This is a genomic window from Kribbella rubisoli, from assembly GCF_004217145.1.
GTDB lineage: Bacteria > Actinomycetota > Actinomycetes > Propionibacteriales > Kribbellaceae > Kribbella > Kribbella rubisoli.
In genome coordinates this window covers 48,105-72,366 of sequence record NZ_SHKR01000002.1, presented here as the reverse complement: position 1 = coordinate 72,366, position 24,262 = coordinate 48,105, and the positions used below count along the sequence as shown (strand labels likewise).

General features: G+C 67.7%; 19 protein-coding genes and 2 tRNA genes. 11 read left to right on the top strand and 10 right to left on the bottom strand.

The window, feature by feature from the left end; translation table 11 throughout:
• Positions 1–40: 40 nt before the first annotated feature.
• A complete protein-coding gene (locus EV645_RS01290; RefSeq protein WP_130438850.1) occupies positions 41–892 on the top strand; it encodes an SDR family oxidoreductase in 852 nt (283 codons plus the stop codon).
• Between the two features lie 72 nt (positions 893–964).
• Here the strand turns inward: EV645_RS01290 and EV645_RS01285 are convergent, their stop codons facing one another.
• From EV645_RS01285 to EV645_RS01275, 4 genes are read right to left on the bottom strand one after another with little or no spacing between them, the layout of a single operon-like run.
• Positions 965–1,798 (bottom strand): fumarylacetoacetate hydrolase family protein, encoded by an 834-nt coding sequence (locus EV645_RS01285; RefSeq protein ID WP_198681408.1) that lies wholly within the window; start codon positions 1,796–1,798, stop codon positions 965–967.
• Positions 1,795–3,309, bottom strand: a complete 1,515-nt coding sequence (locus EV645_RS42090; protein ID WP_198681407.1) for a hypothetical protein — start codon at positions 3,307–3,309, stop codon at positions 1,795–1,797. The genes EV645_RS01285 and EV645_RS42090 overlap by 4 nt, the downstream gene beginning before the upstream one ends.
• Before the next feature lie 43 nt (positions 3,310–3,352).
• Positions 3,353–4,201 carry a carbohydrate ABC transporter permease gene (locus EV645_RS01280; RefSeq protein ID WP_130438846.1) on the bottom strand — a complete coding sequence of 283 codons (849 nt, stop codon included), beginning with the start codon at positions 4,199–4,201 and terminating at the stop codon, positions 3,353–3,355.
• Complete coding sequence (locus EV645_RS01275) at positions 4,201–5,073, bottom strand: carbohydrate ABC transporter permease (RefSeq protein ID WP_130438844.1); 873 nt, start codon at positions 5,071–5,073, stop codon at positions 4,201–4,203. The genes EV645_RS01280 and EV645_RS01275 overlap by 1 nt, the downstream gene beginning before the upstream one ends.
• Positions 5,074–5,262: 189 nt before the next feature.
• Between EV645_RS01275 and EV645_RS01270 the strand changes: the two genes are divergently transcribed.
• The 7 genes from EV645_RS01270 to EV645_RS01240 are packed head-to-tail and all read left to right on the top strand — an operon-like array spanning position 5,263 to position 13,761.
• Positions 5,263–6,564: an extracellular solute-binding protein gene (locus tag EV645_RS01270; RefSeq protein WP_130438842.1), complete on the top strand. Its 1,302-nt coding sequence runs from the start codon at positions 5,263–5,265 to the stop codon at positions 6,562–6,564.
• 1 nt (position 6,565) lies between these two features.
• Positions 6,566–7,600 (top strand): Gfo/Idh/MocA family protein, encoded by a 1,035-nt coding sequence (locus EV645_RS01265; protein ID WP_198681406.1) that lies wholly within the window; start codon positions 6,566–6,568, stop codon positions 7,598–7,600.
• The gene (locus EV645_RS01260) at positions 7,597–9,549 is read left to right on the top strand and encodes a heparinase II/III family protein (protein WP_130438840.1); all 1,953 of its coding nucleotides are present in this window, start codon (positions 7,597–7,599) and stop codon (positions 9,547–9,549) included. Before EV645_RS01265 ends, EV645_RS01260 begins: the two co-directional genes overlap by 4 nt.
• Positions 9,549–10,307 carry an amidohydrolase family protein gene (locus EV645_RS01255; protein WP_130438838.1) on the top strand — a complete coding sequence of 253 codons (759 nt, stop codon included), beginning with the start codon at positions 9,549–9,551 and terminating at the stop codon, positions 10,305–10,307. Before EV645_RS01260 ends, EV645_RS01255 begins: the two co-directional genes overlap by 1 nt.
• On the top strand, positions 10,304–11,104 hold the full coding sequence (locus tag EV645_RS01250) for an amidohydrolase family protein (protein WP_157996986.1): 801 nt from the start codon (positions 10,304–10,306) through the stop codon (positions 11,102–11,104). The genes EV645_RS01255 and EV645_RS01250 overlap by 4 nt, the downstream gene beginning before the upstream one ends.
• Positions 11,097–12,443: a hypothetical protein gene (locus EV645_RS01245; protein WP_130438834.1), complete on the top strand. Its 1,347-nt coding sequence runs from the start codon at positions 11,097–11,099 to the stop codon at positions 12,441–12,443. Before EV645_RS01250 ends, EV645_RS01245 begins: the two co-directional genes overlap by 8 nt.
• Positions 12,444–12,462: 19 nt before the next feature.
• A complete protein-coding gene (locus EV645_RS01240; RefSeq protein ID WP_157996985.1) occupies positions 12,463–13,761 on the top strand; it encodes an aspartate aminotransferase family protein in 1,299 nt (432 codons plus the stop codon).
• Between the two features lie 62 nt (positions 13,762–13,823).
• On the opposite strand, the gene clpX is transcribed toward EV645_RS01240, so the two are convergent.
• From clpX to EV645_RS01215, 5 genes are all read right to left on the bottom strand, one after another.
• On the bottom strand, positions 13,824–15,116 hold the full coding sequence (gene clpX, locus EV645_RS01235) for an ATP-dependent Clp protease ATP-binding subunit ClpX (RefSeq protein WP_130438830.1): 1,293 nt from the start codon (positions 15,114–15,116) through the stop codon (positions 13,824–13,826).
• Between the two features lie 135 nt (positions 15,117–15,251).
• Positions 15,252–15,863: an ATP-dependent Clp protease proteolytic subunit gene (locus EV645_RS01230; RefSeq protein ID WP_130438828.1), complete on the bottom strand. Its 612-nt coding sequence runs from the start codon at positions 15,861–15,863 to the stop codon at positions 15,252–15,254.
• Between the two features lie 31 nt (positions 15,864–15,894).
• Positions 15,895–16,518 carry a ClpP family protease gene (locus tag EV645_RS01225; protein WP_130438826.1) on the bottom strand — a complete coding sequence of 208 codons (624 nt, stop codon included), beginning with the start codon at positions 16,516–16,518 and terminating at the stop codon, positions 15,895–15,897.
• A 351-nt stretch (positions 16,519–16,869) separates the two neighbouring features.
• Positions 16,870–18,270: a trigger factor gene (gene tig, locus EV645_RS01220; RefSeq protein ID WP_130438824.1), complete on the bottom strand. Its 1,401-nt coding sequence runs from the start codon at positions 18,268–18,270 to the stop codon at positions 16,870–16,872.
• Between the two features lie 78 nt (positions 18,271–18,348).
• Positions 18,349–18,421 (bottom strand) — tRNA-Pro (locus EV645_RS01215).
• A 110-nt stretch (positions 18,422–18,531) separates the two neighbouring features.
• Between EV645_RS01215 and EV645_RS01210 the strand changes: the two genes are divergently transcribed.
• Positions 18,532–18,602, top strand: a tRNA-Gly gene (locus EV645_RS01210).
• 781 nt (positions 18,603–19,383) lie between these two features.
• Here EV645_RS01210 and EV645_RS01205 read toward each other — a convergent pair.
• Entirely contained in the window at positions 19,384–21,243 is a 1,860-nt protein-coding gene (locus EV645_RS01205; RefSeq protein WP_130438822.1) for a hypothetical protein, read from the bottom strand.
• A 149-nt stretch (positions 21,244–21,392) separates the two neighbouring features.
• Between EV645_RS01205 and EV645_RS01200 the strand changes: the two genes are divergently transcribed.
• Positions 21,393–22,454, top strand: coding sequence for an AAA family ATPase (locus tag EV645_RS01200; RefSeq protein WP_130438820.1), 1,062 nt, complete (start codon positions 21,393–21,395; stop codon positions 22,452–22,454).
• Positions 22,447–24,231, top strand: a complete 1,785-nt coding sequence (locus EV645_RS01195) for a vWA domain-containing protein (RefSeq protein ID WP_242000134.1) — start codon at positions 22,447–22,449, stop codon at positions 24,229–24,231. The genes EV645_RS01200 and EV645_RS01195 overlap by 8 nt, the downstream gene beginning before the upstream one ends.
• Positions 24,232–24,262: the final 31 nt, after the last annotated feature.

Genomic DNA, 24,262 nt, shown 5'->3' with positions numbered 1-24,262 from the left:
GCCTACTGTCGGTGGCAGACATCAACGACTAGGAGTACAGATGAGCATCGTCGTCACCGCCGCCACCGGCCACCTGGGCAGCCTCGTCATCGACGAACTGCTGCAGCGGGTCCCCGCCGACCAGGTCGTCGCGGTCGCGCGGAACGCCGAGAAGGCCGCCCCGATCGCGGCCCGTGGCGTCGAGGTCCGGATCGCCGACTACAACGACCCGGCCGCGCTGGCGAAGGCGTTCGGCGCCGGGGACACCGTCCTGCTGATCTCCGGGCTCGAGCCGAACCGGGTCGACCAGCACGAGTCGATCATCGCGATCGCGAAGGACGCAGGCGTCGCGCGGATCGCATACACCAGCGTGCTCGGCGGACCCGAGGCCGACTTCGACCTGGCGGCCGATCACCTCGCGACCGAGCAGGCGATCCTCGACTCGGGGCTGCCGTACACGCTCCTGCGCAACGGCTGGTACAACGAGGTCTACACCGACCAGATCGCCGTACAACTGGAGCACGGTGTTGTCGGCAGCGCCGGCGACGGGCGGATCGGGTCGGCCGCGCGCCGGGACTACGCCGCCGCGGCGGCCGTCGTGCTGACCGGGGACGGGCACGACAAGAAGGCCTACGAGTTGAACGGCGACGTCGCGTGGACGCTGACGGAGTACGCCGCCGAGCTGGCCAGGCAGTCCGGGAAGAACGTTGCCTACAACAACGTTCCGGCCGAGACGCACCTGCAGATCCTGCTCGGGGCCGGGTTGCCCGAGCAGTTCGCGCCGATCCTCGTGGACGTCGACGCCGCGATCGAGCGTGGCCTCCTGGCTGGACGCGGCAGCGACCTCACCCACCTGATCGGTCGCCCGACCACCCCGATCGCGGACTCGATCGCCGCCGCTCTGGTGCACTAACGACAGGAGGTGTCCGGGTATCTGGGCCGACTAACGGCGCGTTCAGGCGGGCGAGGTCGTATACGCAGACGACTACGTCCTGTCGTTAGCGCTAACCAGCCGGCTGTGCTGTTCGCCCAGGCCGTCGGCCCAGACCCGGAGTAGGTCGCCTTCGCGCAGGAAGCGGGGCGGCTTCTGGCCTGCGCCGACGCCGGCCGGCGTACCGGTGCTGATCACATCGCCCGGGTACAGCGTCATGAACTGCGAGATGTAGTGGACCAGGTGCGCGACGCCGAAGATCATGTTCGCCGTCGAACCGTCCTGCAGCGCCTCGCCGTTCAGGTCCAGCCCGAGCTTGATCGCCTGTGGATCCGGCACCTCGTCCGCGGTCAGGATCCACGGACCGAGCGGGCAGAACGTCGCCGAGTTCTTCCCCTTGTCCCATTGGCCTCCGCGCTCGAGCTGGAAGTGCCGCTCCGACACGTCGTTGGCGAGCACATATCCGGCGACATGAGCCAGCGCCTCGGCCTCGTCGGCCAGGTAGGCCGCCTTCCGACCGATGACAACGCCCAGCTCGACTTCCCAGTCGGTCTTCTCGCTGCCGCGCGGAATGATCACGTCGTCGCGCGCTCCGACCACGGTGTCCGCGGCCTTCATGAACAGGATCGGCTCGGCCGGCGCCTCCTGCCCGCCCTCGGCCGCGTGGTCCGCGTAGTTCAGCCCGACGCACACGATCTTGCCCGGGCTCAGCGGCGCGGCGAGCATCACCGTCTCGAAGTCCACCGCCGGCTCGGCCACAGTCGCCCGCTCACGCAGCCGGTCCAGATCGAACGGCTCGGCGGCGCCCGGCAACGGTCGAACCCGATCGTCTTCGTCGAGTACGGCGTCGCGCAGACCGTCGTCGGTGCGGATCCGGAGCAGTCTCACTTGTTCCTCCAGCCAGAGTTCTTCGCCCAGTTCAGGTATGCGATACCCAATGCGTGCGAGCCTTGCACCGGGACAAGCTGTACGGCGTCGTACACGCGCAAGGACTGCTGGTAGATCAGCAGATCCTGTTCGGCGTACTCGCCCCATCGTGCGCACTGCACCGCGTTGGCCGGCACGGCGTCGCCGGTCCCGTCGACGCGGAACCAGACCTCGTTCGCGGACCGGATCAGCTTCTGCGTGAACGTCTTCGCGAAGATCGTCACGTCGGTGACCGCTCCCCCGTCGATCCCCGCGTCGTACGCCGCGTGCACGAATTCGGTGCTGATCGCTGCGTGGCTGAGGTCCTCGATCTGCTTGGACGCCGGATAGGACGGCGTGTACTCCGAGATCCCCGCAGTCTTCGGGTAACCGGCGTACAGCTCGCTGTACGGCGGCCAGTAGGTCCACACGTACGCGCCGTCGACGAGCCGGAGCGCAGGCTGGTACGCCTTGAGCATCTGCTGGACCCGGGTCTTGTAGCGCGGCTGCTTGGTCGCGCGGAAGAGCTCGACCAGCACCTGACCGATGCCCTGGCTCTGGTTGTACGGCTGGATCGTCCCGTCGAACGGGATCGGCGCACCCTTCGGCCACACGTAGTCGCCCGTCCCGTCCGGCCGCGAGACCCATTCGGGATCGTGGAACGCCACGGCTGCGGTGGCCGCGTCGAGGACGTCGCGCGCGAACTTCTGGCGCGAACGGAGCTTCGGCGACTGCAACACCATCCGGGCGTAGCGCGCCAGCGGGAACGCGATCATCCCGGTGTGTACGGCGAACACGTAGTACTGGGGCTGGAAGGTGATCGTGGCCGGTGCGGGTGCGGGCGCTGCTGCGGGAGTCTCGCGGAGCTCGGCCGCGGTCCAGCGCAGGGCCGCTGTGTAGGCGTTGTCGACAGCGGTCACGACGTACGTCGGCGCAGCGGGATCGAGGCTGACGCCGGGCAGCGTGACGACGGTCGTGGTGGCCGGGTTCCGGAGTACGAGGTCAAAGGTGCCGTCGGCAACGTTCGAGACCTCGGCGGTCGACTCGGCCGACCTGCTCCCGGCCCACCGGAGCTGGATCGCGGGCTTGCCGTCGCCATCAGGGAGTACGCCGTGCCCCGCGGTGTAGTTGCCCGCCGTACGCCAGACCTTGCCGGACCGGCCGGCGTAGTCCTTCACGTGACGGGCGTGGTCGGTGGTCTTCATCAGGTGGTGGGCGCGGTCCTCGAACGTCCGCAGGTAGCGCTCGTCCTGGTGGGCCTCGTACATCCGGAGCAGGCTGAGCAGGAAGTAGGACTCGCCCCAGGCGTAGACGCCGGCCTCGTTGTCCTGCGGATCGGATGCGAGGTAGCCGGCCTGCGCGACATCGAAGGCTTCGGGTGAGTCGTAGGCGAGTGGATCGGCGGATGCCGAGAGGGCCGGGATGCCGGCCCAGGCGGCGACTCCGCCGGCGGTGGTTCCGAGAATGAGCGTGCGGCGGCTGAACGGTTGCATGAGGGCCTCACAGGGTGGACGGGAGCGGGCGGCGGTGGGCGGCTCAGCCTTTGACTGCGCCGCCCATGCTGTTGAGAATGCGTTTCTGCAGCAGGAGGAACACGAAGATCACCGGGACCAGCGAGATCACCGTCCCGGCGGCCAGACCGCGGACATCGGTCCCGGCGACGCCGCTCAGGTAGGCGATCCCGAGCGCGATCGGGTACTTCGACTGGCTGGTCAGCACGACCAGCGGCCAGATGAAGCTGTTCCAGACCGAGACGAAGCCGAGGATCGCGAGCACGGCCAGCGTCGGCGCGACGATCGGCACGCAGATCCGCCAGAAGATCGCGAACTCGTTCGCGCCGTCCATCCGGGCCGCCTCGACGATCTCGTCCGGGATCTGCGAGAACGCCTGGCGGAGCAGGAAGATCCCGAGCGACGACAGCACCGCCGGCAGGATCACCGCGGCGAACGTGTCGGTCAGGCCGAGCTGGCTCATCACCAGGAACCGCGGGATCAGCATCAGCTCGCCGGGCAGGAACATGATCGACAGGAACAACATGAAGAACAGGCCGCGGCCGCGGAACGCGATCCTGGCCAGCGGGTACGCCGTCAGCGCTGAGATCACGAGGTACACCGGGACGGTGATGCCGACGTAGATCACCGAGTTCACCAGGAACCGTGCGTACGGGATCGTCGTCCACGCCTCGCGGAACCAGTCGAACACCGGGGGCCGCGGGATCAGGTCGGGCGGGAAGCCGAACACATCCTGGCTGGCCGGCTTGGTCGCAGAGCTGAGCAGGATCAGGAACGGCCCGATGAACAACGCCGCCACCGCGATCAGAAGCACGTAGAGGCCGACGCGGCGCAGGTTGATCCGCGGCCGGGTGCGGTACAAGCGGCGGGCCATCAGCCGTCCCTCCGTCGGGTCACCAGGAGGTTGAAGCCGGCCAGGACGATCATGATCGCCCACAGCAGCAGGCCGACCGCGCTCGCGTAGCCCATGTCGTAGTCCTGGAAGGCCTTCGACCAGATGTAATAGCCGAGAGTGAGAGTCGAGTCGAGCGGTCCGCCGCGGGTCAGCACGTAGACCGACTCGAACGCGCGCATCGCCTCGAGCATGCTCAGCACAAGCGTCACCGCGAACGTCGGCCGCAGCGACGGTACGACGACATGCAGCAGCCGCTGCCACGCGTTCGCGCCGTCGATCGTCGCCGCCTCGACCTGGTCGGACGGCACGGCCTGGAGCCCGGCCAGGTAGATCATCATGAACAACCCGGCGTTCTTCCACGCCTCGAGCAGTACGACGGTCGGCAGCGCCCAGTGCCGGTCGAGCAAGAAGTCGATCGGGCCGGCGCCGAACAGGCCGAGCAGCCAGTTCACGACGCCTTCGCGGTTGAACACGTACCGCCAGGCGACCGCCACCGCGACCATCGACGTGATCACCGGCAGGTAGTAGAGCATCCGGAACGCCTGGATCGCGCGCAGCTTCAGGTTGACCAGCATCGCCAGGAACAGCGGCGCGATCACGGTCAGCGGCAGGAACATCAGCAGGAACAACAGCGAGTTGCGTAGCGCGATCCAGACACGCGGGTCCTGGCCGAGCCGGATGAAGTTGTCCAGCCCGGAGAAGCGGACCGGATGGACGATGTCGTAGTCGGAGAACGCCAGCTGGATCGCGATCACGGCCGGCCAGGCGAACATCGCGGCGTAGAACAGCAGCCCGGGCAGCATGAACACGTACGGCGTGTACCAGTGCTGTCCGACTACACGTCCTCGCATGTCGCCCCTAATGTCTGAAACCTAGCTTTCAGATTCCTGGATGTCCGGAACCGTAACGCACGAACGCGGCTGCAGGAAGCGCTAACTCCCAGAAATTTCTGCGATCTTCCCTTGACCTCTCTCAAGAGATGGCGAACACTCTGATGTCTGTAATCCAGGTTTAGGACATTTCGTTCTGAGGAGCCACCGATGGCCCGATCCCTGCTCAGGCACCTTGCGGCGGGTGCCGCTCTGCTTCTCGCGCTGACCGGTTGTGTGTCCGGCAGCCCGGCCGGCGGCGACGAACCGAAGCAGCAGTCCAGTGACGCGTACGCCGGCGACGTCGAGTGGTGGACGATCAACCTGCAGAAGAACTACGGGCCGGACATCCAGAAATGGATCGACGCGTACCAGAAGGACCATCCGAAGGTTCACATCAACTGGGTGGACGTGCCGGGCGCGGACATCACCACCAAGCTGCTGGCCGCGATCGCCAGCGGGAAGGTGCCGGACGTCGTCAACTTCACGTCCGCGACGACCGGGCTGTTCGCCGGGTCGATGGCGGACCTGAGCTCGTTGTTCAGCCAGGAGGACATCGCCGCGTACCTGCCGAACCTCGCTGACCCGTTGGTTGTCGACGGCAAGCGCATCGCGATCCCGTGGTACAACGGCGGCACGTCGCTCTCGTTCTACAACAGGGATCTGCTGGCCAAGGCCGGCTTCGATCCGGCCAAGCCGCCGACGACGTACGACGACGCGTTGACCCTCGCGACGAAGTACCACGACGCGACCGGCAAGTCGGCGACCAACTTCATGGCGTACTCGAGCGTGGTGCAGGCCGACGGCATCAAGCTGTTGTCGGAGGACGGGAAGACGGCTGCCTTCAACACGCCGGAGACGCTCGCGCTGGTGGAGAAGTTCAAGCCGCTGTTCGCGTCCGGCGCGATCGCACCCGGAAGCCTCAGCGAGAACCCGCGGGACCTGCCGCAGTCGCTGGAGAACAAGCTGATCGCGTTCAACCCGGCGGCTGTCTCCAGCTCGCTGCTCAACGTCGAGAAGAACGCGCCGGCCGTCTACTCGTCGATCGTGGTCGGTCCCCCGGTGACCGGTGCCGACGGCAAGTACTACATGTCCGGCCAGCAGGTGATGGGCATCCCGGCCAAGTCGGACAACCAGGCTGCGGCGGCCGCGTGGCTCAAGTACGTCGCCGCGCCTGAGCAGCAGCTCGCGCTCTGCAAGCTTGTCCCGATCTACCCGTCGTCGGTGAAGGCTCTCGCCGACCCGTTCTTCACCGACATCTCCGGGAACACGCCGGCTGATCAGGCCCGCAAGATCCTCGTCGACACGTTCAAGACCAGCGTGGACGCGTCGATGGGTTCCGGGAACGACGAGCAGTTGCGGCAGCTGTTCGACGACCAGATCCGCGCGTACATGTCGGGTACCAAGACTGCTGAGCAAGCACTGGACGACGCCGAGAAGGCGTGGAACGAGACTCTGGCGAAGGGCAAATAGCGTGTTGCGGATTGGGATTGTCGGGGCCGGGATCATGGGGCGGGGCAACGCGCTGTCGTTGTCCGGCCGGTCCGACGCCGAGATCACGGCGGTGACCAGCCGGTCGGCGGATTCGGCCGGGCGGCTGGCCGACGAGATCGCCGCACGTGGCGCGCCCCGGCCCACGATTCACCCCGACCTCGACGCGCTCCTCGCCTCGGACGCGGTGGATGCCGTCGTACTCACCACTCCGGACGATATGCACGGCGACATGATGGTTCGGGCCGCGGAGGCCGGGAAGCACATCCTGGTCGAGAAGCCGATGACCACGTCGGTCGCGGAAGCTGACGCCGCGGTGAAGGCGATCCGCGAGAACGACGTGGTCGCGATGTGCCTGTTCAATCATCGCTGGGTTCCGGCGTACGCACAGGCCTACGAGCTGCTCGCGGATCTCGGTGAGGCCGCAGTCGCGTACGCACGCAAGGACGACACGATCTTCGTGCCGACCGAGATGCTGTCCTGGGCCGATCGCACGACGTGTGCGTGGTTCCTGTCCAGCCACGACATCGACCTGGTCTCGTGGCTGCTGCGCGATCAGGTACGCCGCGTCTACGCAACAGCTCGGTGGGGCAAGCTGCGGTCGCTCGGCATCGACACCCCGGACGCGATCCAGATCCAGGCGGAGTACTCGCGCGGCGCGGTCGCCACGTTCGAGTCGGCGTGGATCTATCCGAACACGTTCCCGACCACGGTCGACTCGTACGTCGCGGTGACCACCGACAACGGCGTCGTACAGCTCGACCGGCAGAAGGAGAGCGTCGTCCTGGCTCGTCCGGAGGGCTACAGCTATCCGCGGAACATGCTGCAGCGGGTCATGCACGGCATCCCGGCCGGTGCGTACGCCGATGCGATCGCGCATTGGGTCGACTGCTGCCGGACCGGCCGGGAACCGTTGATCACGATCGAGAGCAGCCGCGACGTGACTGCCGTACTCGAGGCCGCGCATCTGTCGATCGAGACCCGGCAACCGGTCGACGTCGCTCCTGGGGTCGCATGAGTACGGGGCCGGAGAAGCCGCGGCACATCGACGGGCGGATCAACCAGATCGGGACGGACGACCTGCTCAAGGCGTTCGGGTCGCCGGCGGAGGATCTGGCCGGGCTGCGCGCTTTTGTGGGAGCTCGGATGCAGCGTCCGGCCTGGCCGTTGCCGGACCCAGCTGACGGCGTACTCGAAGCCGCAGCACCGTTGCTTGATGGTGTGGACGTGACCGGGCTGGGCAAGGGCCGGTCGCAGCTGTACGGCTTCCATTACCTCGGCTGGCTGAAGCCCGGCGTTGATGCCTGGTTGCTGACCGGCGACGACCGCTATCTGCAGGCCTTCGAGCGGCACCTGGACGAGTGGGTGGAGCGGCGCGACTCGGTCACCGGTGAGTGGCCGGGGCTGGACGTCATCTGGTACTCGCTCGGCACCTGGGCACGCTGCCGCAACCTGCTGCCGACGCTCGAGGTGCTGACCCCGTCGTCGCTGTCCGACCGCGCGTGGGGACGGCTGGTCGCGACGCTGGTCGGCGGAGCCCGCTGGGCGTACGACGAGCATGACGTGTTCCGGCACGGGAACTGGCAATTGGTGTGCGCGACCGAGCTACTGCATATCAGCGCTGTCCTGCCGTCACTTGTTGAGTCGGCGGCCTGGGCGGGGCGTGCGCGGGAGCGGATCGAAGAGCATCTCGCTTTGGACATCTATCCGGATGGCGGACACTATGAGCGGTCGCCTGGGTACCACGGGATGGTGCTGAGCGCGCTCCAGACAGCGGCTCGGATCGACTCGGAGGTGGCGGGGCATCCGCGGTATGCCGCGATGCATACCTGGTTGCGCGAGTTGGTGTCGTCGGGTGGTTGGGTGCCGCATCTGCAGGACAGCGGGATCGTCTGGCCTGCTGCGATGCTGGAGCGTGGCGGTTCGCTGCCTTTGGAGTTGCCTTTGGCAACTGTCTTGCCGGAGTCCGGGTACACGATTCTGCGCAGTGACGAGCTGCGGGCCGTGATCAATCACGGGCCGCATATCGAACATGAGCTGGAGTCGCACTCGCATCGCGCCGTACTGGATCTGGTGCTGGACGGGTGGGGCGAGCCATTGCTGTGGGAGGCCGGCGGTCCGCCGAGCTATGACGATCCCGGCTATGTGAGCTGGTATCAGTCAGGTCGCGGCCACAACACGGTTCTCGTCGACGATCGCGAACTGTCCACGGATCGTCAGGTGTCGGTCGATCCGCTCGTCGACACCGGTCCGGTGGCGGTCTTCAACGGTCGCCATCACGGCAACGGGCTGGAGCAGTCGCGCACGATCGCGATGGTGCGCGAGGAACCGGCGTACGTCGTCGTGACGGACAGGGCGAGCGGCCCGCACACCTTCCGCGCGATGTGGCATGCGCTGCACCCCTGGCAGCAGGTCGGTCCGCTTGCGTACGCGGCGGAGCGTCTCCTGCTGCTGGAGGCGGGTGATCCGGCGACAACCGTCGTCGGCACCGCGGAGGGCACCGCCAGACGGCCGGTTCTGGAGTCTCAGACGGCGGAGTACGGGCCCTTGCACTCGCTCAGCTTGGAGCGCTCGAGCGGCGACTTCACAACCGTTCTCGTGCCGTACGCGGACGACGTTGCCGTCACCCGAGTAGGCGGTGAACTACTCGTCACCAACGGACCCACCACCGACCGCATCGGCGCCTCCACCTGGATCCGCTCCGTCGACGGAAAGTTGTCCTGGGCAACCGGTTGGCGGGTGCGGGAACTGCCGTCGCTGGTGCGCTCCACAGAAGACATCACCGTCCTCGCTGAGTCGACGCGGTACGACGTCACCTGCTCCGCACGCTGCGACTTGTCTGTGCACGCCACCGGCGAGCTCCGTCTCAACGGCATCGTGATCGACGCAGCGATCGAGAACGGATGGGCGCACTTGACGTTGCCGTACGCGGGCCGCTGGACTGTTGAATCGGGGGATGGTTCGTGATGAGTGATGCGGTGACTTGTGGGTGGTTCGATGCGCGGGTGGTGACCGGCGCACATCCGGCCAGTTTGCAGCCGGCGACTGATCGGGATGCGGTTGCTGCGCATCTTGACCGGTTCGAGCTGTCGGGCGCGCTGGTCAGCGCGATGGCGTCCTGGCTCCACGACCCGATCGGCGGCAACGCCGAGGCGTCCGCCCTCGCGCACAGCCTGGCCGATCGCGGCGTACTCGCGTGCTGGAGCGCGGTCCCCGCGACCCCGGGCGAACTGGACTCGCTGACGGAACTCGTCGAACGCGCCGTCGACGAAGGCGTCGCGGCCTTCCGGATCCACCCGGCGTCGCACGGCTTCGCCCCCGGCCTGCTCGACGAGTTGTACGCCGCGCTGCAGGCCAACCGGCTGCCGTTGTGCATCGACGCCGCCGAGATCACCTGGCCGGAGCTGACCGCGATCGCGACCCGCTACCCGGAACTCCCGATCGTCATCTCGAACCTCGGCTACCGCAAGCTCCGCGAGCTCTGGGCCGCACTTGATGGTCACACCAACATCTACGTCGACCTGGTCGACTTCGCCGCGCACCAAGGCGTCGAGTGGCTCGCCGCCAACGACCTCGCGGACCGGCTGCTCTTCGCGACCGGTTTCGGGCTGCGCGATCCCGGCGAGAGCGTCGTACGGCTGGCCTGGTCCGGCCTCGACGACGCGACGGTCCGGCTGGTCGGCGCGGACACTGCGAGTCGGCTGTTCAGCGGAGGTCGCTCGTGATCGGGCGCCGGCCGACGCACCGGATCATCGACGTCCACGCGCACCTCGGCCCGTACTCGTTGTTCTACATCCCGGACCCGGACGCCGCCACGATGGTCGCAGTGATGGACCTGACCGGCACCGCCGTCACGGTGCTCTCGGCCAATCGTGCGATCCAGCAGGACGCGCACCTCGGCAACTCGCAATCGCTGGCCGCTGTCGACGCGCATCCGGGACGCATCGCGGCGTACGCGGTGATCAACCCGTGGCAGGACCCGGAGCGCGAACTCGAGCGGCTCGCGGCCGACGAGCGGTTCGTCGGGATCAAGGTGCACCCGTCGCTGCATCGCTACCCGGTCACCGGCGCGCGGTACGCCGCGGTGTGGGAGTTCGCGGAGTCGACCGGCTGTCCCGTGCTCAGCCACTCCGAGCACCAGTCGGCGTACGACGCTCCGGCGATGTTCCAGACGGTCGCCGAGCGCTACCCGGGTGCTGCGGTCATGCTCGGCCACGCCGGTATCACCCCGGCCGGCGTGGCCGAGGCGATCGAGGCCGCGAGCCGGTACGAGTCGCTCTGGCTGGAGGTGTGCGGCTCACAGATGACCGGGCCGATGATCAGTGCGATGGTCGAACAGGTTGGCAGTGGGCGGGTCCTGTTCGGCTCGGACTTCCCCTTCATCGACCAACGGATGTCGCTCGGCCGGGTGGTGTGCGCGCCTCTGACGGAGAGTCAACGTCAAGATGTTCTCAGCGGGAATGCCCGCAAGCTGTTCCGGTGGCGGCCGCTACCGGGAGAACGAGGGGTTGACGATGAGTGACGATACCGAGCCGGCGGCTGGTGAGCGGGTGCCGGCGGTGACCGTTGGACTGTTCGGGCCACGTCGCCTGGTGAAGACGATGGCCGAGGTCGGGCAGGAGGTCGCGGAGCGGTCCGCGCACGGCGTGCGGTTCCTCACCGGCGGGTACGACGACCAGTCCGAGGCCGAGGAGCGCTACCTGAGGCTGCGCGACCGGATCGACTCCGCCGTCTTCCCCGGCCCGTGGGCGTTCGACCTGGCGACCACCGGCCACTGGCTGACCGTCCCGTCCACCCACCTCCCGCTGACCGGCGCCGCGCTGTACGCCGCGTTACTGCGTGCCTCGCTGACCATCAAGGACGTCGATCTGAGCCGGGTCAGCATCGACTCGCTCTCCCTCGCCGACGTCACCGAGGCGTACGGCGAGATCGGCCTGGACACCGCACAGGTGTACGACGTCCCGTACGACGGGCCGGAGTCGGTTGACGGCTTCGCGGCGTTCCACCGGGACAAGCGGGAGCGCCAGCACACCACCGTGGCGCTGACCACGATCCTGTCGGTGGAGCGCGAACTGCGGGCGGACGGCGTACCGGTGCTGCGGATCGCGCCGACGCGGTCGAGTGTGCGGGACGCGCTGGAGACCGCCGTACTGCTCGGTCAGGGCACGCGGATGGGGGCACATCAGCTGGCGATGATCGCCGTACAGGTCATTCCTTCGGGCGCGGAGTCTGGCGACTACTGGCAGCAGGAGCTGGCGCTGTCGACCCACCAGAAGCTGCTGTCCGAGGCACGGCAGGTCGGTGCGTCGGTGACGCGCCGGTCCGACACGCTGTTCCTTGTCACCACTACGCACGGCGCTCTGGTGCGGCTGACGGAGCAGTTCACCGTTGCGCCCTTCCTGAGTGCCTTGACGGCACAGCTCGGCGTACCGGTCGCAGTGGGTGCTGGCACTGGCCAGACTGCTCGCGCAGCTGAGGCAAACGCGCTGATGGCCGTGGAGGAGTCAGTCGATGCGGGCGGCAAGGTCGCGGTGTACCTGGACGGTGGCAGCGACCGGCTGGACCTGGAGCCTGGGCCCGCAACTGCCGACGCTGCACCGGTTGAAAGCGCTCCGCTCGATCAGAGGGCCCTGGAGATCGTCACGTCGATCGCCTCCGCCATGAGTGCCACACCGGGCCGGCAGCTCGTTGTCGACGTCGAGAGCGTCGCCGCGATCATGCAGGTCACCCAGCGCACTGGACGCCGCATGCTCAAGGAGCTGGTCGAGGCGGGACTCGCGTGGCCGCTGCCGCCGGCTCGGTCGACCGGCGGTGGCCGCCCCCGCCAGCAGTTCCGCTTGCTGACCGAGAAGCTCGACTGACGCCCCTTTGGAGGCACCCGTGCAGAGAACCCACGACCACGCCGACCGCCTGTACCAGCGTGCCCAGAAGGTGATCGCCGGTGGAGTCTCCAGCGACGCCCGACGTGCCGACCGGCCGCTGTTCGTGGACCACGCCAGCGGTGCAGAGCTGTGGGACGTGGACGGCAACCGCTACCTCGACTACGTGCTCGGCCAAGGCCCCAACCTCCTCGGCCACGCCGCACCAGTGGTGGCCGATGCGGTCTCGACTCAGGTACGCCGTGGCGTCGCGTACGCCGCTCAGCACGAGCTGGAGGCACAGGTCGCGGAACGCCTCTGCGCCATGGTCCCCGCAGCGGAGCTGGTCCGCTTCAACAGCGTCGGCTCGGAGGCTGTGCACGGTGCGATCCGCCTGGCCCGCGGCCACACCGGTCGGCCGAAGATCGTGAAGTTTGAGGGCAACTACCACGGCTGGCTCGACCCGGTGCTCTACAGCGTGCACCCAGACCTCGCGTTGGCCGGCGATGCCCGGCATCCCACCGCAGTCGGCGGTACGGCGGGCCAGCCGCGCCATGATGCCGACGACCTGATCGTGCTCCCGTACAACGACCTGGCCGCCGTCTCGGACGTGTTGTTGCGGTGTGGCGACGACATCGCCGCCGTCATCCTCGAACCCCTGCTCTGCAACACCGGCTGCATCACGCCTCGACCCGGTTATCTCGAGGCGCTGCGGGAGTTGACGAGGCAGCACGGGTCGTTGCTGATCTTCGACGAGATCATCACCGGCTTTCGCGTGGCGCCCGGCGGTGCGGGCGAGTTGCTCGGCGTCGTACCCGATCTGGCCGCCTTCGGGAAGGCAATGGCCGGCGGGATGCAGGTTTCCGCGCTGGTCGGATCGGCCGAGGTGATGGGAACGATTGCCGACGGCAAGGTGGCGCACGCGGGCACCTTCAACTCGCACCCGGTCGGGATGGCGGCGGCAGACGCAGTACTGCGTGAACTCGACGAGAACCGCGACGACGTTTACCCATCGCTGAACGCGACCGGCCAACGGCTGATGGCCGGCCTGCGCGCCGCAGCTGCCAAGCACGGCGTACCGCTGCTCGTGGACGGTCCGGGTCCGGTGTTCCAGACCTACATCACCGACCAGGCCGAGGTGGTCGACTACCGCTCGTTCGCTGCCTGCGACCGGGGCGCGATGGCTCGGTTCCACGCGGGCCTGTTCGCTGCCGGGATCAACATCGTCCCGCGCGGCCTGTGGTTCCTGTCCACCGAGCACACCGCGGACCAGGTCGACGAGACTGTTGCGGCAGCGGAGTCAGTGCTTTCTTCGCTGTAAACGAGAAGGAGGCCGGAAGTCCGCCGTACAGCGGACTCCGGCCTCCCCTTCGTCGTGTTCTGTTACGCGCTCTTCTCGCGGCGCTTGGTGCGCTCGATCTGGTCGCGCGGGATCAACGTCGGGTTGACGTTCTCCAGTACGACGTCGCCGGTGACGACGACCTTGGCGACGTCCTCGCGGCTGGGCACCTCGTACATCACGTTGAGGAGGACCTCTTCCATGATCGCCCGCAGGCCACGGGCGCCGGTGCCGCGCAGCAGCGCCTGGTCCGCGATCGCCTCGACCGCGTCGTCGCTGAACTCCAGCTCGACGTTGTCGATCTCGAACAGCCGCCGGTACTGCTTGACCAGCGCGTTCTTCGGCTCCGACAGGATCTTGATCAGCGCATCGCGGTCCAGCGGCGACACCGTCGTGATGACCGGGAGCCGGCCGATGAACTCGGGGATCAGCCCGAACTTGAGCAGGTCCTCCGGCATGACATCGGCGTACCCGCCGAGCTCCTTCGGCTTCTCCGGCTCGCGGGAGGCGTTGAAGCCGAGGGTCTTCTTGCCGACCCGCTGCTCGACCATGTGGTCCAGACCGGCGAACGCGCCGCCGACGATGAACAGCACGTTGGTCGTGTCGATCTGGATGAACTCCTGGTGCGGGTGCTTGCGGCCGCCCTGCGGCGGGACACTCGCGGTGGTGCCTTCCAGGATCTTCAGCAGCGCCTGCTGGACACCCTCACCGGAGACATCGCGGGTGATCGACGGGTTCTCGCTCTTGCGGGCGATCTTGTCGACCTCGTCGATGTAGATGATCCCGGTTTCGGCCTTCTTGACGTCGTAGTCCGCCGCCTGGATCAGCTTGAGCAGGATGTTCTCGACGTCCTCGCCGACGTAGCCGGCCTCGGTCAGCGCCGTCGCGTCCGCGATCGCGAACGGGACGTTGAGCATCCGGGCCAGCGTCTGGGCGAGGTAGGTCTTGCCGCAGCCCGTCGGGCCGATCAGCAAGATGTTGGACTTGGCCAGCTCGACGGCCTCGTCCTTCGCGTGCCGGCCGGCGCTCGAGGCGCCCTGACCGTCGCGGACCCGCTTGTAGTGGTTGTACACCGCTACTGCGAGCGCCTTCTTCGCCACGTCCTGGCCGACGACGTACGCGTTGAGGAAGTCGTAGATCTCCCGCGGCTTGGGTAGCTCGGTGAGACCGACCTCGGAGCCCTCGTTCAGCTCCTCCTCGATGATCTCGTTACAGAGATCGATGCATTCGTCGCAGATGTAGACGCCGGGACCGGCGATGAGCTTCTTGACCTGCTTCTGACTCTTTCCGCAGAACGAGCACTTCAGCAGGTCACCGCCGTCACCAATGCGTGCCACCGGGACAGATCCCTTCTATGCGCAGTCGGACCGTTTCGACGGTACCCCGTCGTGGGCTAAAAAACCGCGCTCGCCACCGGGTTGTGACTACGCCGGTGGCGAACGCGTCGAGCTCTTGACAGGCCGTCGGCCGGGTCAGACGCCGGCCGGGACCGGGGTCTTGAGGGTCTGCAGGACGTCGTCGATCAGGCCGTACTCGATGGCCTGCTCGGCGGTCAGGAACTTGTCCCGCTCGATGTCGCGGGAGACCTCCTCGCGGGACTTGCCGCTGGAGTCGGCCAGCATGGTCTCCAGCAGCGCACGCAGGCGGAGAATCTCGTTCGCCTGGATCTCGATGTCGGAGGACTGGCCGTAGGTGCCCTCGGTGGCCGGCTGGTGGATGATGATCCGGCTGTTCGGCAGGGCGAGGCGCTTGCCCGGCGTACCGGCCGCGAGCAGCACAGCCGCCGCGGACGCCGCCTGGCCGAGGCAGACCGTCTGCACATCCGGCTTGATGTAGCGGACGGTGTCATAGATCGCGGTCAGCGCCGTGAACGAGCCGCCCGGGGAGTTGATGTAGATGCTGATGTCGCGGTCGGAGTCCATCGACTGCAGGCACAGCAGCTGCGCCATCACCGCGTTCGCGATCTCGTCGGTGATCGGCGTGCCGAGGAAGATGATCCGGTCCTCGAACAGCTTCGTGTAGGGATCGATGCGGCGCATGCCGTACGACGTGCGCTCCTCCCACTGCGGGATGAAGTAGTTCATTGTGCGTCCTTAACTGAGACGGAGTGGGAGATCAGGAGTTCGGGCTGCCCTGGCTGAGCTGGGCGGCGCTGGTGACCACGTGGTCGATGAAGCCGTACTCCTTGGCCGCGTCGGCGGTGAACCAGCGGTCGCGGTCCGCGTCGTTCTCGACCTGCTCGAGCTGCTGGCCGGTGTGCTCCGCGATCAGCTTGAACAGCAGCGCCTTCAGGTGCAGCGACTGCTCGGCCTGGATCTTGATGTCGGAGGCCGTACCGCCCATACCGCCGGACGGCTGGTGCATCATGACCCGGGTGTGCGGCAGCGCGAACCGCTTGTTCTTCGCGCCGGCGCAGAGCAGGAACTGGCCCATCGAGGCGGCCAGACCCATCCCGACGGTGGCGACGTCGTTGGAGATCCACTGCATGGTGTCGTAGATCGCCATGCCGGAGTCCACCGAGCCACCCGGCGAGTTGATGTACAGCCAGATGTCCGCGTTGGGGTCCTGAGCGTTCAGAAGCAGCATCTGCGCGATGATCGCGTTCGAGTTGTCGTCGCGAACCTCGGAGCCCAGGAAGATGATCCGGTTTTTCCGCAGCTCGCGGTAGATGTCGTCGTCTTGTCCGCCGGATCCGTTGCCGCCCGCGGCGGTGGGGCTGGCTGCAAATGTCTCGTTCACGAACCCGACATTACTGGTCGGCGGCGACAGACCTAAGGCTGGGCCGTAGGTGTTCGCTCACGGCGCATCCTGCTGCCTGTTCTGTCTGCTGTCAGCGAATTCGGGACACATTCACCAGCCGCACAGAACAACGGATCCGGGCTCGTCGACCGCTGCCTCGTCAGGTACTTCGGGGAGCTCCGGACGGTCGACCTCAGGCTCCTCCAGCAGCGCGGTCACACCAGCCCCCTCGCTCGGAAATCGTTTCACCGCCCACGCTAGGCGGTCGACCTGTCAGTTTCCTTGCAGCCGGTTCCCGAAATGCGAACGGCCCGGAACCCATCGCTGGGTTCCGGGCCGTTACGGCGTGGATCAGGCCTTCGCGGGCTCCGCGACCGGGGCCTCGGCGTCGGACGCCTCGTCGGCCCCCTCGGCCTCGGGGTCGGCGTACGTGCCGTCAGGCTGCAGGGTCTTCAGCTCGACCGTGTTGCCGGACGCGTCGGTGACCGTCGCGTTCTCGACCAGGTAGGCGAGCGCCTTGCCGCGGACGACCTCGGACACCAGGCTCGGGACCAGGTTGTTCTCGACCGCGTGCTGGGCGAACTGGTCCGGGCTCACGCCGGAACGCTGCGCGTGCCGGACGATGTGCTCGGTCAGCTCCTGGTCGTTGACGCTCAGCTCCTGCTGCTCGGCCACCAGGTCCAGCACGAACTGCGCCTTGATCGCGTCCTCGGAGCGCTTCTTCAGGTCCTCGTCGAACTCGTCCTGGGACTGCTCCTCACCCTCGAGGAACTGCTCCATCGTCATCCCGGAGTACCCGAGCTGCTGCTCAAGGTTCTCCTTGCGGGCGGCGAGCTCGTCGGTCAGCAGACCCTCGGGCACCGGCACGTCGACCAGCGTCAGGATCTTCTCCAGTACGGCGTCACGCGCCTCGCCGGCCTGCTCGAGCCGCTTGCCGCGCTCCAGCCGGGTCCGCACGTCGGCGGTCAGCTCCTCCGCGGTGTCGAACTCCGAAGCGGTCTGCGCGAACTCGTCGTCGAGCTCCGGCAGCTCCTGCTCCTTGACCGCGGTCACCGTCACCTCGACATCGACGTCGTCGCCCTTGAGCGCACCGCCGACCAACTGGGTCACGAACGTCTTCTTCTCGCCGGCGCTCAGGCCGATGACCGCCTCGTCCAGGCCGTCCAGCAGCTGACCGCTGCCCACCTGGTACGACAGGCCGGTCGCCTGCGCCTCCTCGACCTTCTCGCCGTCCTTGCTGGCCGACAGGTCCAGGGTGATGAAGTCCTTGTCCTGCACCGCGCGCTCGACCGGGTTCAGCGAGCCGAACCGCTGCCGCAGGCCCTCGATCTGCTCGTCGACCTCGTCGTCGGAGATCGCGAGGTCCTCGACCTGGGCCTCCAGGCCCTCGAGGTCCGGCAGGGTGATCTCCGGGCGGACCTCCACCTCGGCGGAGAACTGCAGGCTCTCCTTGTCGTTGAACTCGGTCACGTCAACCTCGGGCCGGCCGATCGCCTTCACCTGGTTGTCGCTGACAGCCTGCGAGTAGAGCTTCGGGAGCGCGTCGTTGATCGCCTCCTCGAGCACAGGGCCCCGGCCCACGCGCTGGTCGATGACCTGCGGCGGGATCTTGCCCTTGCGGAAGCCCGGCACCTGGATCTGCTGGGCGATGCTCTTGTACGCCGCGTCGAGGCTCGGCTTGAGCTCCTCGAACGGCACCTCGACAATGAGCTTGACCTTCGTCGGGCTCAAGGACTCGACGGTGCTCTTCACGGTGGCGGTTCTCCTTGATTCGATGACATTGCCAGCACGGGCGACGGCCCGGACCGCAGCAGAGCTGCAGGGGGTTTGTCGGGGCGACAGGACTCGAACCTGCGGTCTCCTGCTCCCAAAGCAGGCGCGCTAGCCACTACGCTACGCCCCGCAGTGACCGGAGAAGTCTAGCCGCCCCGAACCACTGCTCGCGCCACCGGGCTCTCGAAACCCATTTTGAGTCCACCCCCCGGTCTGTGGAATCATGTTCCGCAGCACCACGCGGGTGTAGCTCAATGGTAGAGCCCCAGTCTTCCAAACTGACTACGCGAGTTCGATTCTCGTCACCCGCTCGGGCGAGCGGCGAGGCATGCCTGCGGAAAGCGCAGGGTGTCTCGCCCTCCTATTCTCTGCGCCCTCGCTCCGCTCGGCGCCAGCGGGGGCTCCGCCACCCGCACCCCCCACGCCTTCGCTGCGCTCGGCTCCTGGCTCGGGTTCCCCGGTCAGCTCGCCGCCCGGCCCGGGGCTCCCGGACGGCTCGGCGCCCGGCTCAGTTTTACGGTCGGCTCCGCTCCCGGGGCAGGCTATGCAGTCTGCTCGGATCCTAGGTCGGGCCTGGTTGCGTTCGCGGTAACAAGTTTGCGCCTGGCGGCAAGAATGTTCCGCAAAGCGACCGAGCCCGGGATTGCCCACGCCAAGACACCGCAGCCGCCCCCGAACCGTCTCCCACTCGCCACGCCGATCGACCGAGGCGACCGAGGCGACCGAGGCGACCGAGGCACGACCGTCTCAGGGGTCAACCCCTCAGATGGTCGCTTGACACCTCGCATCCAGTGAGGGCAACCGGCAATCTCAGGGGTTAACCCCGATGGCGCGCAGTTCAAGGCGGGCCCGCCGGTTGTCGATCCCAGCGACGGGAAAGACCCGCCACCGCGAGCGGGCCCAGAACGCACCACCTGCACACCCTCCCGTTGAGGGGTTGACCGCTCGGTTGGTCCAGCCGATCGCGCCTTCAGGCGGGTCTCAGGGCCCGGGTGGAGGCCACCGGGTTCAAGATTCGAGCGCCGCCTGGGAAGCCGGGAGGTCCGAGCAGCCCACGGTACATCGGGCTGAGCGGGGTGACCTTGCTTTGAATCACGCGCGGAGTAGGGCTACTGCGTCTATTGAGGCTGGGGCGGTGCTGGTCGAGATGATTTTGAGAGCGCCGGTGCGGAACACCGTGGTGGGGAGATAGGTGACTACTCGGCTTGTGGTGGTGGCTGCCAGGGAGACGGTGCCGATTTTGATGTTGGCGTGGTAGATGTCTACGCGGCCTTGGCCGGGGCCGTGGAGGGCCACCAGCGCAATGCGTTGGCCCGCTTCCGTGGCCTTGGTCAGGTAGGCGCCGTTGGCTTTGAGGATGGTGGTGGTGCCTTGGAAGGCCAGGGTGCTGGTGGTGCGGCTGACGGTGCCGGCGGAGGTCAGGGCGCGGTCGTCTTCGGGGGCTACTGAGCAAATGGGGGCGGTCCAGGCGGACAGGTTGCCCAGGTAGTCGCGGGAGCGGACCATGAAGCACTCGTCCCAGCCGAGGCGCGGAGCCCAGGTGATCGACGTGATGCGGGTGTTCTGCCAGGTGGCCGGGTAGATCCACTTGCCGAACGCAACGCCCGGTGCGGCGGTCTTGTAGACCACGTCGTACGACGCGATGTCGGTGTCGTCCTTGTACGCCCACCGAACAGTCGCGGTCCCGGTCAACTGCACACGGTCGCCGATCCGCCAAGTCACAAGGGACGGCGCAGTCCCGTCGACCTCACTGCAGTACGACGCACTCCACGCGCTCACATTGCCCGCGTAGTCACGCGCACGAACGGACCAGCATGTATCCGTGCCGATCGGCGCAGTCAGACTCGCTGCGGTCGTCTTCAGCCCCTGCCACGCCGGCACCAAGTTCCACGCGCCGTACGGCGAGGTGCGGTTCGGGCGCTGCTGGATGCGCAGGTCGTAGCTCAATACGCCCGTGGCAGGCGAGTTCGGGTCCTGCGGGTCAGTAAAGGCCCAGTCGAAGGACAAGCTGGTGTTGTCACGCACCCGGTCGCCGGCCGACGCACTGGTCAGCACAGGTGCAAGCGTGTCCGGGTGCTGCTGCGGGTCCGGGGTCAGCCAGCTCAGCGTGATCACTCGCGGATTGCCGTCCGCGTCGGCGTACACGATCTTCGCCAGACCGGAGCCGTCCGCGCGGAAGCTGGGACTGGCTGTGCGGATCGGTCCGTACCTGCGCTGCCCGAGAGCTGGATCGTTGAGGTCAGTGACCAGCAGGTCCGATCCAGACGCCTGCACAGCAAAGCCGTTGCCCAGCTGGGAGTCCGCGGCCACGGACAGATTCCGCGGCGGCTGCGGTCCGGTGACGTCGACAACCTGGTTGCAGCCGCTCAGCACAGCCCAGCGGCCGTTCACGTCGTCCGGGCCTACGGTGCACGCAGTCGCGACCAGTACGGTCTTCACGTCACCAGTAGTCAGGTTCTTGCCGTCCAGATGCCCCGGCGACGTCACCTTCCACACGGTGTCGCCGGACATGGCGAACGGCGGCGCGTAGTCGGCCAGCTTGGTCTTGGAGGCAACGTCGTACACAGCCGCGGTCGCTCCAGCCGGCGTACGGTCCGAGACGAGCTTGCCGCCCTTCCCGAGAACCACCTCGTCCGCAGCGGGGAACGTGAGCCCGCCGACCTTCGCAGTACTCCCGTCGAACGTCAGCAGCGCAGTCCCCTCGACCTGCAGCGGCTTGCCGACGTTCGTGCCGCCGGAAGCGGTCCAGGTGGCCCCGTTGTTGCTGGTCTCGTAGACCGGGTTCGACACGACCACGCGGGCGCCGGACATCCCGACGTCGACCGCAGACCGCCCCGGGACGAGCACCCCCGCTCCCAGGTGCGGTGGCGGGTCGGCAGCCATCACCTGCGACGCCGACAGCGGCAGCAGTACGACGGCGCACACAGCCGCAGCCTTGACCCGAAAGCTCACCACGAGAGACCCCCCAGTACTCCGAAGACAACGGGCCGCACCCTAGCCAGTAACCACCGGTAACGGAAGCGCCGTGGAAAACAGAGTGACACACCGTGACGCCAGGAGGATCCTGAAGGGCTGACCAGCGACGAAATCGAAAGGAACGAATGCAGGCGGGAATCACGGTATCGGCGGCAGAGCTGCCCGAAGTACTGCTGCACGTCGCAGTCGTCCGCCCGGTCTTCCTCTGGGGCGCACCGGGGATCGGGAAGAGCAGTCTGGTGCGGGCCTTCGCCGAATCACTCGGTCTGGAGTGCGTGACGCTGCTGGGCACGCAGCTCGCGCCGGAGGACCTCATCGGCGTACCGCAGATCGTCGACGGCCGTAGCCGCTTCGCACCGCCCGTCGCGATCGCGCGGGACGAGCCGTACTGCCTGTTCCTCGACGAGCTGAACGCATCGTCCGCCGAGGTTCAGAAGGCGTTCTACTCACTCATCCTCGACCGCCGGATCGGTGAGTACGAGCTGCCCGAGGGCTCCGTGGTGATCGGCGCCGGCAACCGGGCCACCGACAACGCCCTGGCCCGTCCGATGGCGAGCGCACTGGTCAACAGGCTGGTCCACGTCCACCTGCGTGCCTCCGCGAGCGACTGGCTGCAGTGGGCAGGCGCGGCGGGCATCCACCCGTGGGTGCTCGAGTACCTGCGCAACCGCCCCGACCACCTGTGGACCGCACCGCCGAAGACCGAGGAGCCGTTCTCCACCCCACGCTCCTGGCACATGCTCTCGGACGCCCTCCACTCGTACGGCGATGACGTGTCCGACGAGACCCTCCGGGTGCTTGCCTTCGGCACCTTGTCCGCCGCGCACGCCTCCACGTTCCGCGCGTACGTGAAGACGGTCCGCCACGCGTTCGGACTGGACGCCGTGCTCAAGGGTGAGACCGGTTGGCCGGCAGCTCCGGAGGACCGCGACCTGCTGTACTTCCTCGCCGAGACCTTCCGCGCCCGTCTGATCAAGGAACTCGCTGCCGACAAGGCCTCCGCCAACCCTGCGGCCCGTCAGCTCGCACACCGCGGCAAGGCGCTGCTGGTTGAGCTGGCGGAGATCTCGCTCGAGATCGCACAGTTGGTGATCGCATCCGACGACGACGGCCGTCCGGTGCTGCCGACCTGGTTCCTCGTCGAGGTCAGCCGCGACCTGCCGCGGCTGGTTGCCGCACGTGCCTAAACAGCGCCAGAAGCAGCGGGACCAGGCGTGGGAGGCGATCCAGGCCGGTTGGGCGACCGTCGTGCAGCACCCGCTGTTCGCGCCGATGGCCGACTGGGCACACAGCCCGGTCCGCGACGACGCCTGTCCGGCCGATGCCTGGGCGATCATCGACTCGAACGGCCAGATCCGTACGCACCGGACCCGCCGCGCCACGCCGGACGAGTGGACGTGGGTCTTCGCGCACCTGCTCATCCACCTCGGCCTTGGCCACGCCGACCGCGACCGGCCGGATCCGGACCACGCCGCCCAGGTCGCGTGCGACGTAGCGGTCAACCGCTACCTCCAGTCCCTCAAACTCGGTACGCCGGTCGTCGAGCTGCCCACGGCCTTCCCCGCAATGGAGGAGGACGCGCTAGCCCGTCTCTGGCGGCGCGAAGGTGTGCCGGCGGAGTACGACGGACTCGGAGTAGCAGGCCGGACGTCGGACGTGGAGACGGCCCGCTGGAACGGCTGGGGCAAGCCGCCCGAGTGGGGCGAACTGTTCGCCGCCGGACTGTCCGCAGCCGCGGCAGCAGCCGTGGAGATCGCCGGCGGTGCACGCTCTTCGCTGAGTGCGCGCCGCGGCGGGCGGGACAAGTGGGACCTCGCGCTCGGCTGGTTCGTCTCGTCGTACCCGCTGCTCGGTGCCATCGCGTCGAGCATGACGATCGTCGCCGAGGCGGAGCTCGCCCGCGGCTGGGACATCCACACCGCCGCGGTGAATGCGGCCGTCGGCGAGATCTACGTCAATCCGCTCATCAGCATGACGCTGGACGAGTGGCGGTTCGTGATGGCGCACGAGATGCTGCACGCCGCCCTGCGCCACGGCGAGCGCGTCGGCGGCCGCGACCCGTACCTGTGGAACGTGGCCGCCGACCTGGTGATCAACGGCTGGCTCTTGGAGATGGGCGTCGGCAGTATGCCGGACGGCGCGCTGCACGACCCGGTCCTGAAGGGCATGTCCGCCGAAGAGGTCTACGACCGCATCACCACTGACCTGCGTCGCTACCGGAAGCTCGCGACCCTGCGCGGCGTCGGACTGGGCGACGTACTCGGGCACCCGCTGCCGCACGCAGGTGAGGCCGCACGCGGCACCGGTCTGGACGACATCTACCGGCGGGCGCTCACCACCGGTCTGGCGTACCACGACTCTGCCCGGGGCACCCTGCCTGCCGGACTGGTCGAGGAGATCCGCGCGCTGGACCACCCGCCGCTCGCCTGGGACGCACAACTCGCCCGCTGGTTCGAGGAGCACGTACCGGCCGTCGAGAAGACCCGCACGTACGCCCGCGCCTCGCGACGCCAGTCCGGTACGCCGGACATCCCGCGCCCGGGCTGGGTCCGCCCAGTCGAGCTCGACCGCCTCCCGACGTACGGCGTGGTGCTGGACACCTCCGGCTCGATGGATCGCGAACTGCTGGGCAAGGCGCTCGGCGCGATCGCGTCGTACTCGCGCGCTCGCGACGTACCGGCCGCACGGGTCGTGTACTGCGACGCAGCGGCGTACGACGCCGGGTACGTGCCGGTGGACGACATCGCCGGCCGGGTGCAGGTCCGTGGTCGGGGCGGGACGGTGCTGCAGCCCGGTGTCGATCTGCTCGAGCGGGCGAAGGACTTCCCCATGGAGGGCCCGATCCTGCTCATCACCGACGGGCAGTGCGACGTCGTCCGCGTACGGCGTGAGCACGCCTGGCTGATCCCCCGTGGCGCCTCACTCCCCTTCACTGCAAGGGGTCCTGTGTTTCGCGTGGAGTGAACAAGCTCTGCTGGCGGCGAACAACCGTAGT